Source organism: Pseudomonas sp. MF6767 (assembly GCF_016405475.1).
Taxonomy (GTDB): Bacteria; Pseudomonadota; Gammaproteobacteria; order Pseudomonadales; family Pseudomonadaceae; genus Aquipseudomonas; species Aquipseudomonas paracarnis.
Genome location: NZ_JAEKCY010000002.1, coordinates 392017 through 406209, shown reverse-complemented (window position 1 = coordinate 406209; position 14193 = coordinate 392017). Strand labels below are relative to the sequence as shown.

The window sequence follows — 14193 nt, the reverse complement described above, 5'->3', positions numbered from 1 at the left end:
TAGCTCAGCTTCGTGCGGCTTCGCGGGGATTGATGTAACCCCCGATGACAGCCTGTGCGGCGCCCCCCATTCCCCCGCTAATTTTTCCCCGCCCGGTTCGTTTTATAGGGACGACGTGCCTTTGTGCTTCCCGCCTATTGCCCCGGATTCCAAGAAATGAATGCTGAAGACTCCTTGAAACTTGCTCGCCGGTTTATCGGGCTGCCCCTGGAAAAGCGCCAACTGTTCCTGCAAGCCTTGCAGAAAGAAGGCGTGGATTTTTCAAGGTTTCCGATTCCGGCAGGGGTGGAGGTGGAGGACCGCCAGGCGCTGTCCTACGCGCAGCAGCGCATGTGGTTTCTATGGCAGTTGGACCCGGCCAGCGGCGCCTACAATTTGCCCGGCGCAGTGCGCTTGAGGGGGGCGCTGAGCCTGCCAGCGCTGGAGCAAGCGTTCGCCAGCCTGGTGGCGCGTCACGAAACCTTGCGCACAGTGTTCCAGCGTCAGGCTGATGAGCGGCTGGCGCAGGTGGCGGTGGAGCCGTCGGTGACCGTCGAGCACCTGGACTTCACGGCCCTGGCCTTTGATGCACGGGAGCAGGCCGTCAACGCCGCCGCCACCCGTCAATCGCTGTTGCCGTTCGACCTGGAACACGGGCCGCTGCTGCGCGTGCAACTGCTTAAGCTTGCCGAGCAGGAACACGTGCTGCTGCTGACCCTGCACCACATCGTCTCCGACGGTTGGTCGATGAATGTGCTGATCGACGAATTCATCCGTTGCTATGACGCCCATGAGCGCAACGAAGCGCCCCAACTGCCGGCGCTGCCCATCCAGTACAGCGACTACGCCCTGTGGCAGCGCCGCTGGCTGGAAGCGGGCGAGCAGGCCCGCCAGTTGGAGTACTGGCAGGCTCGCCTGGGCGATGAACATCCGGTTCTGGAGCTGCCCACCGACCACCTGCGCCCGGCCATGCCCAGCTACCAAGGCACACGGCACAACTTCGCGATTGAGCCGGCACTGGCCGCGCAACTGCGCAGCTGCGCGCAAAAACACAACGTCACCCTGTTCATGCTGCTGCTCGGTGCTTTCAATGTGCTGTTGCACCGCTATACCGGCCAGGGCGACATTCGCGTCGGTGTGCCGATTGCCAATCGCAATCGCACCGAAGTCGAGGGGCTGATCGGTTTCTTCGTCAACACCCAAGTGTTGCGCACCGAACTGACCGGGCAAACCCGGGTTGCCGAGTTGCTGCAAGGTATCAAGGAGCATGCCCTGGGCGCCCAGGCCCATCAGGAATTGCCCTTCGAACGGCTGGTGGAAGCGCTGAAAATCGAGCGCAGCCTGAGCCACACGCCGCTGTTCCAGGTGATGTATAACCATCAGCCGGTAGTCGCCGACATCGCCTCGGTCAGCACTGCATCGGGGCTGGAATTGGCCCTGGTGGAATGGCAAGGCCGCACCACCCAGTTTGACCTGACCCTGGACACCTATGAAAAGTCCGGCACCCTGCATGCCGCGCTGACCTACGCCAATGACTTGTTCGATACGCCCACCATCGAGCGCATGGCCCGGCATTGGATCAGCCTGTTGCAGGCCATGGTGCTCGATGGCGAACAGCGCATTGGCGAATTGCCCATGCTTGACGCGGCTGAACAGCAACGGTTGGTTCACACCTGGAACCAGACCGCCGAGGCGTACCCGACCGAGCGCGGGATTCATCACCTGATCGAAGACCAGGCGCGGCGCAGCCCCGATGCTCCGGCACTGGTGTTCGGTACCACCAGTTTGACCTACGCCCAACTGGATGCGCGCGCCAACCAGTTGGCCCATGCCCTGGGCGAGCAGGGCGTAGGGCTCGACGTGCTGGTGGGTATCTGCATCGAGCGCTCCATCGAAATGGTGGTTGGCCTGCTGGCGATTCTCAAGGCCGGTGGCGCCTACGTGCCTCTCGACCCTGAGTACCCCCGGGAACGCCTGGCCTACATGATCGAAGACAGTGGCATTCAGTTGCTGCTCAGCCAGCAAAGCCTGCTGGCGTCGCTGCCCTTCGCCGGTATCCAGGTAATTGCCCTGGACCAGCCGGCGCTATGGCTCGACGGCTACAGCAGCGATTCACCGAACGTGGCCTTGCATGCCCTCAACCTGGCCTACGTGATCTACACCTCGGGCTCCACCGGCAAGCCCAAAGGCGCCGGCAATAGCCATCGCGCCTTGGTCAACCGCTTGAGCTGGATGCAACAGGCGTATGGCCTGGGCGCCAATGACGCGGTGTTGCAGAAAACCCCGTTCAGCTTTGACGTGTCGGTGTGGGAGTTCTTCTGGCCGCTGATGACCGGCGCCCGCCTGGTGGTCGCGGCGCCTGGCGAACACCGTGAACCGGCGCGCCTGATTGACACCATTGGCCGGCACGCCATTACCACCTTGCACTTCGTGCCGTCGATGTTGCAGGCGTTTATCCATGAACCGGGCGTACAGGCGTGCGCAAGCCTCACGCGCATTGTGTGCAGCGGCGAAGCCTTGCCCCTGGACGCGCAACAGCAAGTGTTCGCCAAGTTGCCCGCTGCGGCGCTGTACAACCTCTATGGCCCGACCGAGGCGGCCATCGACGTCACGCACTGGACCTGCATTGACGAAGGCGCCGATGGCGTGCCCATCGGCCGCCCCATCGCCAATCTCGGCACCTACGTGCTGGACGCGCAACTCAACCCGGTGCCGGCCGGCGTCAGTGGCGAACTCTACCTGGGCGGCGTCGGCTTGGCGCGCAGTTACCATCGGCGCCCGGCGCTCACCGCCGAACGTTTTGTACCCAGCCCCTTTGTGACAGGCGAACGCCTGTATCGCACCGGTGACCGCGTGCGCCAACGTGCCGATGGGGTAATCGAATACCTCGGCCGTCTCGATCATCAGGTCAAGTTGCGCGGCTTGCGTATCGAGCTGGGCGAAATCGAAGCACGCCTTATGCAGCATCCACACGTGCGCGAAGCCGTGGTACTGGTACAGGGCGGCAAGCAGTTGGTCGCCTATCTTGTACACGCAGGCGAGGCGCCAACGGGCCTCAAGGAATGGTTGCTCAGCAGCTTGCCGGAATACATGGTGCCGACGCATTTCATTGCGCTGCCCAAGCTGCCGGTGACCGCCAACGGCAAGCTCGACCGCAAGGCGTTGCCAGTGCCGGATGCGGCGCAGCAGCAGGCATTTGTCGCCCCCCAAGGCGACCTGCAAACAGCCCTGGCTGCCATCTGGAGCGACGTGCTGGGCGTTGAGCAGGTCGGCCAGGACGATAACTTCTTCGAGCTGGGCGGCGATTCGATCATCTCTATCCAGGTGGTCAGCCGCGCCCGTCAGGCCGGCATTCGCCTGAGCCCGCGTGACCTGTTCCAGTACCAGAACATCCGCAGCCTGGCTCTGGTGGCGCGCTTTGAGCAGGTCAGCCTGATCGACCAGGGCCCGGTCAGTGGCGAGGTGATGCTGACGCCCGTCCAACACAGTTTTTTCGACCAGCCGATCCCGGCGCGGCATCACTGGAATCAATCCTTGTTACTGGTGCCCGGTGAGGTGCTTGAGCCTGCACGGTTGGAGGCCGCGCTGGCGCGGTTGATCCAGCATCACGACGCTTTGCGCCTGCGCTTTGTGCAGCAGGCTGGCGGCTGGCAGCAGAGCCATGCTGCCTATGTCAGCGAACCGCTGTTGTGGCAATGCCAGGCCGGCACCGACGCTGAACTGGCGGCGCTGTGTGATGAAGCCCAGCGCAGCCTTGACCTTGCCCAAGGTCCACTGCTGCGCGCCGCGTTGGTGAGCATGGCCGATGGCAGCCAGCGTGTGCTGTTGGTGATCCATCACTTGGTGGTGGATGGTGTGTCCTGGCGCATCCTGCTCGAAGACCTGCAACAGGCCTACCGCGAACAGGTGCTGCCGGCAAAAACCAGTGCCTACCAGCGCTGGGCGCAACAGTTGCACCGCCACGCGCAGACCGTCGAGGAGCAACTGCCGTACTGGCAAGCCCAATCCATCGACGCCGAGCTGCCGTGTGATCACCCCGAAGGCGGCCTGCAAAACCGCCTGGGCGCCAAGCTGGAAACACGCCTTGACGCCGAGCACACCCGCCGACTGCTGCAAGACGCGCCAGCGGCCTATCGCACCCAGGTCAACGACCTGCTGTTGACCGCCCTGGCGCGGGTGATCAGCCGTTGGAGCGAGCAACCTGCTGCGCTTATCCAATTGGAAGGTCACGGCCGTGAAGATCTGTTTGACGACATCGACCTGAGCCGCACCGTCGGCTGGTTCACCAGCCTGTACCCGGTGCGCCTGCACGCCGAAGGCGAGTTGCCCGAGGCGATCAAGGCGGTCAAGGAACAACTGCGCGCCGTGCCCGACAAAGGCCTGGGCTTCGGCCTGCTGCGCTATCTGGGCGCGCAACACGCACAGGAAAGCCTTGCGAACCTTACCGCGCCGCGCATCACCTTCAACTACCTGGGCCAGTTCGACCGTCAGTTCAACGAGTCGGCACTGTTCGTGCCGGCCAGTCAGGGCAGTGGCCAGGCCCAGGATCCAGAGGCACCGCTGGCCAACTGGCTGACGCTGGAAGGTCAGGTGTATGGCGGCGAGCTGTCGTTGCAATGGGGGTTCAGCCGGGAGATGTTCGAGGCGGCAACTGTTCAAGGTCTGGCGGACGAGTACGCAGCCGAACTCAGGGTGCTGATCGAGCATTGTTGTGCCACGCCGGCAGGCCAGGTGAGCCCGTCGGATTTCCCGCTGGCACGCCTCACCCAGCAGCAACTGGATGCCTTGCCCGTGGCCGGGCCGGCGATTGCCGACCTTTATCCGCTGTCGCCGATGCAGCAAGGCATGCTGTTCCACACCCTGTTGGAACCCGAGTCCCAGGCCTACATCAACCAGTTGCGCCTCGACATCGAGGGCCTTGATTTGCTCGCCTTCGGGCGTGCCTGGCAGGCCGCACTGGACCGTCACGACATCCTGCGCAGCAGCTTCCATTGGCTGGGCCTGGACAGTGCTCATCAGCTGATCCAGCGCCAGGTCGACCTGCAACTGCAAGTGATCGAAGACCCCGACGCCGATTTCGACACCCTGGCCCAGGCCGAACGCGAACGCGGTTTTGCCCTGAATGCCGCGCCGCTGTTTCGCCTGACGCTGGCGCGCGGTGCCGGTGCGGCCTGGCACTTTATCTTCACCAGCCACCACATCCTCATGGACGGCTGGAGTAACGCGCAGTTGCTCGGTGAAGTCATCGCTCACTATGCGGGGCAGGCAGTGCCGGCGCCGCTCGGGCAGTTCCGCGATTACCTCGCCTGGCTGCAACAACAGTCCTCGGGCGAAGCGTTCTGGAAAACCGCCGTGGCGGCATTGCCGGCGCCGACCCTGCTGGCGCAAGCGTTGCGCAAGCCGATGGACGCGGTTGGCATGGCTGACCATCACGTGGCACTGGACAGCGACTTTACCCGCCGCCTCGCTGAGTTCGTACGCCAGCACAAAGTCACCCTCAATACCCTGTTGCAAGGGGCTTGGAGCCTATTGCTGCAACGCTACACCGGCCAGGACTGCGTCGCCTTCGGTGCCACCGTGGCCGGGCGTTCCGCACCGCTGCCGGGGATCGAGCAGCAACTGGGCCTGTTCATCAACACCTTGCCGATCATCAGCACAGCCTCGCCAGCCCAGTCGGCCGCGACGTGGCTCAGCGAACTGCAAGCGCTCAACCTCAGCCTGCGCGACCATGAACATGTGCCGCTCTACGACATCCAGGGCTGGGCTGGCCAGCAGGGCGCGCTGTTCGACACCTTGCTGGTGTTCGAGAACTTCCCGGTCGCCGAGGCGCTCAAGCAAGGCGCGCCGGCCGGCCTGACCTTCGGTCGCCTGCACAACCATGAGCGCACGCACTATCCATTAACCCTGGGCATCGAACTGGGCGCCAGCCTGCGCCTGGAATTCAGTTATGACCGTGCCCAATTCAGCGAGGCGCACGTGGCGCAGTTGAGCGCCAACCTGCAACACCTGCTGGCGCAATTGCTCGCAGACGCTCACATGCCGCTGGGCAACCTGCGCCTTCTCGACGCCCCAGCGCAACGGCAGATGGTCGCTCTGAGCCGCTCAGCCGCAGCGCCCCAGGCCAACGAACGCGTGCATCAGCGTATCGCAGCCCAGGCCGAGGCGACGCCAGACGCTTTGGCTGTACAGGCCGGTGACGCCAGCTTGAGTTACGCCCAGTTGAACCAGCGCGCCAACCGCCTGGCCCATCGCCTGTTGGCGCTTGGTGTCGGCCCCGGCCAACGGGTGGGCCTGGCTTCGCGGCGTGGGCCGCAGTTGATCGTCAGCCTGCTGGCAGTGCTCAAAAGCGGGGCGGCCTACGTACCGCTGGACCCTGAATACCCGGCGGAACGTTTGGCCTACATGCTCGCCGACAGCCGCCTGGACGTGCTGCTCAGCGAAACCGGCTTGCTCGCCGACTTGCCTTTGCCCCGCGGCCTGACCCGCATGGATTTCAGTGCCAGTGGCGACGAACTGACCGGCTACCCGACAACCAATCCGCCTAATCACGCGGCGGCGGCTGACCTGGCCTATGTGATCTACACCTCTGGCTCCACCGGCCAGCCCAAAGGCGTGGCCATCGACCATGCCGCCCTCGGCCAGTTCTGTGACAGCGCCACGCTGTACAGCCGACTTTGCGCCGAGGACCGCGTGTTGCAGTTTGCGACCTTCAGTTTCGATGGTTTTGTCGAGCAATGCTTCCCGCCCCTGTGTGCGGGCGCGGCGTTGATCATGCGTGGCGATGAACTCTGGGATGCCGGCCAACTGGCGCAAGAGATTGTCGAGCAGGGCGTGACCCTGGCCGATTTGCCCGCCGCCTACTGGTACCTGTTGGCGCAAGAGTGCGCCGAGCACCGTCGCTCCCTGGGCAAGCTGCGCCAGGTGCATGTGGGGGGTGAAGCCATGTCAGTGGAGGGCGTGCGTGCGTGGTACGCCGCGGGCTTGGGCAATGTGCGCCTGGTCAACACCTACGGGCCGACCGAAGCCACAGTGGTCTCCAGCGTGCATGAGTGCCAATTGGCCGATGCAAACGACGCCTACGGCGTGCCAATCGGGCAGGCGATTGCCGGGCGCGGCCTGTATGTACTCGACAGCGGTTTCGAACTGTTGGCCACCGATGGCGTGGGCGAGCTGTGCATTGGTGCCGAGGTTGGCTTGGCGCAACTCTATTTCGACCGCCCGGCGCTGACCGCCGAGCGCTTCTTGCCGGACCCGTTTTCCGCCATGCCCGGTGCGCGGCTTTATCGCAGTGGCGACTTGGCCCGGTACAACCCGGCGGGTGCGCTGGAGTACGTCGGGCGTATCGACCATCAGGTGAAGATTCGTGGCCTGCGTATCGAAATGGGCGAAATCGAAGCCAGCCTGCAAGCCTTGCCCAACGTGCGAGAAGCCGCCGTGCTTGCGCAGCCGAGCGCGACCGGCGTGCAGTTGGTGGCGTACGTGGTGCCCGCCGAAGGCCAAGCGCTGGAGGCACAGGCACTGGCGGCGCGCTTGCGCCAGACGTTGCCGGACTACATGGTGCCGGGCCATTGGGTGGTCCTCGATGCCTTGCCGTTGAACCACAACGGCAAGCTCGACCGCCGTGCGCTGCCCACACCCGACCTGAACCAGGCCAGCGCCGCCTACGTGGCGCCGCAAAGTCCATTGCAAATCCAGTTGGCGGCGATCTGGCAAGCAGTGTTGCAGGTCGAGCAGGTTGGCCTGGAAGATCACTTCTTCGAACGCGGCGGCCACTCCTTGCTGGCCACCCAAGTGATCTCCCGGGTGCGCCACGATCTCAAGCTGGAAGTGCCGTTGCGGGCCCTGTTCGAACAGCCGACGCTGGCCGCTTTCGCAGCGGCGTGCGCAGGCGTGCAGGCCGATACCGCGCCTGTGATGCAGGCGGTTGGCCGTGAGCAGCCGCTGGCGTTGTCCTTTGCCCAGGAGCGGCAGTGGTTTCTCTGGCAATTGGATCCCACCAGCGCGGCCTATCATGTGCCCAGCGCCTTGCACCTGCGCGGTGAACTCCACATCGCGGCGCTGGAGCGCGCCGTCGAGGCCCTGGTGCAGCGCCATGAACCACTGCGCACCACCTTCGTGGAGTCGGGCGAGCACACCGTGCAAGTCATCCACCCAAGCCTGGCAGTGCCGGTTGAACAACAAGAGGTCGACGCCGGCGCTATCGAGCAGGCTGTCACCGAAGAGATCCAGCGCCCGTTCGACCTGCGCAACGGCCCGCTGATGCGCGTCAAGTTGCTGATCGTCGCGCCTGATCACCATGTGCTGGTCATCACCCAGCACCACATCATCTCTGACGGCTGGTCGATGCAAGTGATGATCGACGAGTGGGTGGCGCTGTACCAAGGCGACGCAGGGTTGCCGGCCTTGCCGATCCAGTACGCCGACTACGCCCAGTGGCAGCGCGACTGGATGGCGGCTGGGGAACAACAACGCCAGCTCGATTACTGGTGCGCTCGTCTGGGGCACGAACATTCGTTGCTGGACCTGCCGCTGGACTATCCACGCCCCGCAGTGCAGAGCCATCGTGGCGCGCGCCGCCAGATTCATCTGGAGCGTGCGCTGCTGACTGAACTCAAGGCCCTGGCCCAGCGTCAGGACGTGACGCTGTTCATGCTGTTGCTGGCCTCGTTCCAGACCTTGCTGCACCGCTACAGCGGCCAGGCACAGGTGCGTGTCGGCGTACCGGTCGCCAACCGTAATCGCTTCGAAACCGAGCGACTTCTGGGCTTTTTCGTCAACACCCAGGTGCTGCAAGCTGACGTGCACGGGCAGATGCCGTTCGACCAGTTGCTGGCCCAGGTCAAGCAGCGTGCCCTGGAGGCGCAGGCCCATCAGGACCTGCCGTTCGAGCAGCTCGTGCAAGTGTTGCAGCCCGAGCGCAGCCTTAGCCATAACCCGCTGTTCCAGGTGATGTTCAACCATCAGGACAGCCTGCGTTCAGCCCCGGTACAACTGCCCGGCCTGGCTTTGCAGCCAGTGGATTGGGCCGGTCACAGCACGCAATTCGACCTGAACCTGGAAACCGAGGAGTCGGCGGACGGTCTCTGGGCCTCGCTGACTTACGCCACGGATCTGTTTGACGCGGCGACCGTGGAACGCCTGGCCGAGCATTGGCAAAACCTGCTGCGCGCGGTCCTGCAGGATGCCTCGGTGGCCTTGGACGACCTGGCGATGCTCAGCCCGTCGCAATGGCAGCACATGGTGCACGACTGGAACCGCAGCGACACCGACTACCCACGCGAACGCTGTGTACACCAGTTGTTTGAGGCCCAGGCCGCGGCGCAACCCGACGCCATCGCGCTGCATTTCAATGATGAGCGCCTGAGCTACGGCGAACTCAACCGTCGCGCCAATCGGCTCGCCCATCGTCTGATCGACATGGGCGTCGGCCCGGACGTGCTGGTTGCAGTACACGTGGAGCGTTCCCTGGACATGGTGGTTGGCTTGCTCGCGACCCTCAAGGCCGGTGGCGCCTATGTGCCGCTCGACCCGCAATTCCCGGCAGAGCGCCTGGCCTACATGCTTGAAGACAGCCGCGCCCGGGTATTGCTGACGCAACCGCACCTGCTGGGGCACCTGGCTCAGCCGCACGGCGTGCAGGTGCTGATGGTGGAGGAGGCCGGCACAGCGCAGCACAATCCCCAGGTTGCCGTGACACCGGAGCATCTGGCCTACGTGATCTACACCTCTGGCTCCACTGGCAAGCCCAAAGGGGTGATGGTTCGTCACAAGGCGCTGTGCAGCTTCACCAGCGGCATGGCCGGCACGTTGAGTATCGGCCAGGATGCGCGGCTGTTGTCGCTGACCACCTTCTCGTTCGACATCTTCGCCCTGGAGCTGTATGTGCCGCTGAGTGTCGGCGGTACCGTGGTGCTGAGCACCCAGGCAACGGCCCTCGACCCCGAGACGATCCTCGATCTGGCCCAGCGTCAGGCGGCGAATGTGCTGCAAGCCACGCCTTCGACCTGGCGCATGTTGCTCGACAGCCCACGGGCTCATTCACTGCGTGGCATCGCCTGCCTGTGCGGTGGCGAAGCGCTGCCCGTCGATTTGGCCCAGCGCATGCTCGACCTGCAAGGCCCGTTGTGGAACCTCTATGGCCCGACGGAAACCACCATCTGGTCGGCGGCTCATCGTTTGCATCAGGCATTGCCGTTCGTTGGACGGCCCATCGCCAATACCGGCTTGTTCATCCTCAATGCCGGTCTCACGCCATGCCCCCAAGGTGTGTCCGGTGAGCTGCTGATCGGCGGTGTCGGCCTGGCGCGGGGTTACCACGGGCAGCCGGCGCTGACCGCCGAACGCTTCGTGCCCAACCCGTTTGGGGCTCCGGGCGAACGCCTGTACCGTACCGGCGACCTGGCACGCTATCGGGCCGACGGCGTGGTGGAATACATCGGCCGCGTCGACCATCAGGTCAAGGTCCGGGGTTTCCGTATCGAGCTGGGTGAAATCGAAGCCTGCTTGCGTGAGTTCGACGGCGTACGCGAAGCCGTGGTGTTGGCCGATAACGACCGGCTGATCGCTTACCTGGTCAGCGCCGCGCCGCAGGCGTCGCAGGTCTATAAAACCGCGCTGCGCGAGCGCTTGCCGGACTACATGGTGCCCGCGCAGTGGCTGTTCCTCGACAGCCTGCCGCTGACCCCCAACGGCAAGCTCGACCGCAAGGCATTGCCCAAACCGGATGCCAGCCTGTCGCTCAAGGGCCATGTAGCGCCCGTCACCCCGCGTGAGCAGCAGGTAGCGGCGATCTGGGCCGAGGTACTGGAATTGCCCCGGGTGGGCCTCGACGATCATTTCTTCGAGTTGGGCGGGCATTCATTGCTGGCCACGCGGGTGGTGTCACGGGTGCGTCAGGCCCTGGCGCTGGAAGTCCCACTCAAGGCCTTGTTCGAACAGCCGCTACTGGGTGATTTCGTGCGGGCCTTGGGCGAGGAGGGCGTCACCGCGCCGGCGTTGATCAAGGCCGACCGCACGCAGCCTCTGCCGCTGTCTTATGCCCAGGAGCGCCAGTGGTTCCTCTGGCAACTGGACCCGGCCGGCGCCGCGTATCACATCCCCAGCGCCTTGCGTTTGCAAGGGCCGTTGGACCTGACCGCGCTGCAAGAGAGCTTTGATAGCTTGCTGGCTCGCCATGAAAGCCTGCGCACGTATTTCCGTCAGGACGCCACCGGCGCGGTTCAAGTCATTGACGCCCAGGGCCGGGTCGATATCGAGCAGGTCGACAGCGACTATGCCGGCCTCAAGGCGCGGGTCGCGCAGGTGGTCGCCCAGCCTTTCGACCTGCTGCGTGGGCCGCTGCTGCGGGCCACCTTGCTGCGCCTGGCCGAGGACGACCACGTGCTGGTGCTGGTGCAGCATCACATCGTTTCTGACGGCTGGTCGATGCAGTTGATGGTCGAGGAGTTGGTGCAGGCGTATGCCGCTAACAGCCAAGGCCAAGACGTGCAATTGCCGGCGCTGCCGATCCAGTACGCCGATTATGCCGTGTGGCAGCGCGGTTGGATGGAGGCGGGGGAGCAGGCGCGTCAACTGGCCTACTGGCGCGAGCTGTTGAGCGGCGAGCAACCGGTGCTGGAGTTGCCGTTCGACCATCCGCGCCCGGCACAGCCAAGCCATCGTGGCGCACGCTTGGGTATCGAGTTGCATCCGGAGTTGTTGGGCAGTTTGCGCGCACTGGCGCAGCACGCTGGCGTCACGCTGCCGATGCTGCTGCTGGCGTCTTACCAGGCGTTGCTGCATCGCTACAGCGGCCAGGAAGATGTGCGCGTGGGCGTGCCGATTGCCAACCGCAATCGCCTGGAAACCGAGGGGTTGATCGGCTTCTTCGTCAACACCCAAGTGCTCAAGGCCGATATCCACGGGCAAATGAGCACCGAGCAACTGCTGCACCAGGTGCGTCAGCGTTCCCTGGAGGCCCAGGCTCACCAGGACCTGCCGTTCGAACAGCTTGTGCAGGCATTGCAACCGGAGCGCAGCCTTAGCCTGAGCCCGTTGTTCCAAGTGTTGTTCAACCACCGTGTGAGCGCTGCCGACAGCCATCTGCATCGCCTGGCCGACCTGCACGTCGAAGTCCTGGACCTGGACGAAGGCGTGGCCCAGTTCGACCTGGCGCTGGATGTGGAAGAAAGCCAGACGGCCCTGCGTGCCTCTCTGAGTTATGCCACCGATCTGTTCGCCGTGGCGACCATCGAGCGCATGGCCGGGCATTGGCAGAACCTCTTGCGGGCAATGGTGATCGACCCACAGCAACCCATCAGCCAATTGAGCTTGCTGGGCGAGGATGAGCAACAGCAGATTCTTGAGCTGTGGAATCAGGCCGACACCGGTTTTTCAGCCGAGCGCCTGGTGCATGAATTGGTCGGCGATTGCGCCCGGCAAACCCCGGACGCAGTGGCGGTTAAATTCGATACTCAAACCCTGACTTACGGTGAACTGGATCGCCAGGCCAATCGCCTGGCCCGTGCCCTGATCGCCCGTGGTGTCGGCGCGGAAGTGCGGGTGGCCATCGCCATGCCGCGCAGTGCCGAGATCATGGTGGCGTTCCTGGCGGTGATGAAAGCCGGTGGTGTGTATGTGCCGCTGGATATCGAATACCCACGTGATCGCCTGCTGTACATGATGCAAGACAGCCGTGCGCAACTGCTGCTGACTCACAGCCGGGCGTTGCAGCAACTGCCAGTCCCCGAGGGCCTGGATACCCTCGCGATTGATCGCACCGAAGAGTGGGCCGGTTACAGCGATACGGCACCGGATGTGGCGCTGGACGGCGACAACCTCGCCTACGTGATCTACACCTCCGGCTCCACCGGTTTGCCCAAGGGCGTGGCGGTGTCACATGGTCCACTGGTAGCGCATATCATCGCCACTGGCGAGCGCTATGAAACCTCACCGGCCGATTGCGAACTGCACTTCATGTCGTTCGCTTTCGACGGCTCCCACGAAGGCTGGATGCACCCGCTGATCAACGGCGCCAGCGTGTTGATCCGTGACGACAGCCTGTGGCTGCCGGAATACACCTACGAGCAGATGCATCGCCACAACGTGACCATGGCGGTATTCCCTCCGGTGTACCTGCAACAGTTGGCCGAACATGCCGAGCGCGATGGGAACCCACCGCCAGTGCGGGTGTACTGCTTCGGTGGTGATGCCGTTGCTCAAGCCAGCTATGACCTGGCTTGGAGAGCGCTGAGACCCAAGTACTTGTTCAACGGCTATGGGCCGACGGAAACCGTGGTCACGCCGCTGCTGTGGAAGGCACGCAAGGGCGACCCTTGCGGCGCCGTCTACGCGCCCATCGGCACCTTGCTGGGCAACCGCAGCGGTTATGTATTGGACACGCAACTGAACCTGCAACCCATCGGCGTGGCCGGCGAGTTGTACCTAGGCGGCGAGGGCGTGGCGCGGGGTTATCTGGAGCGCCCGGCACTGACTGCCGAGCGTTTCGTGCCGGACCCGTTCGGCAAGCCCGGCAGTCGCGTGTATCGCAGTGGTGACCTGACTCGCGGGCGTCCGGATGGCGTAGTGGATTACCTGGGCCGTGTCGACCATCAGGTGAAGATTCGCGGTTTCCGTATCGAACTGGGGGAAATCGAAGCGCGCTTGCGTGAGCAAGCCAGTGTCGGTGAAACCGTGGTGGTCGCCCAGGAGGGGCCGACCGGCAAACAACTGGTGGCCTATGTGGTACCGGCCGACGCCAGCCTGGCCGACCAGGTTGAGTTCCGTGACGCCCTGCGTCGTGCCCTGAAAGCCGACCTGCCGGACTACATGGTGCCCAGCCACTTCGTATTCCTGGCGCAGATGCCGCTGACCCCCAACGGCAAGCTCGACCGCAAAGGCCTGCCGGTGCCGGATGCGAGCCAGATGCAGCAGCAGTACCTGGCTCCGCAAACCGAGCTTGAGCAGCAGATCGCCACAATCTGGGCCGACATCCTGCACCTGCCGCAAGTGGGCCTGAACGACAACTTCTTTGATGTCGGTGGCCACTCCTTGCTGGCGATCCAGATTACCTCGCGGGTGCAGGCCGAGCTCGGCCTGGACGTACCGTTGATGGAACTGTTCCAGACCGAATCGCTGCGCGCCTACGTGCAGGCCGCAGCCACTTTCCGCGCCGGCAGCGTGGAAGATTTTGATGACCTTCGTGACTTTTTGAGCGAACTAGAGGCGATTTGAACC

At 64.1% G+C, this 14193-nt stretch carries 1 protein-coding gene; it reads left to right on the top strand.

The window, feature by feature from the left end; all coding sequences use genetic code 11:
* Positions 1-156 precede the first annotated feature (156 nt).
* The gene (locus JFT58_RS04985) at positions 157-14190 is read left to right on the top strand and encodes a non-ribosomal peptide synthase/polyketide synthase (protein ID WP_054897056.1); all 14034 of its coding nucleotides are present in this window, start codon (positions 157-159) and stop codon (positions 14188-14190) included.
* Positions 14191-14193 lie beyond the last annotated feature (3 nt).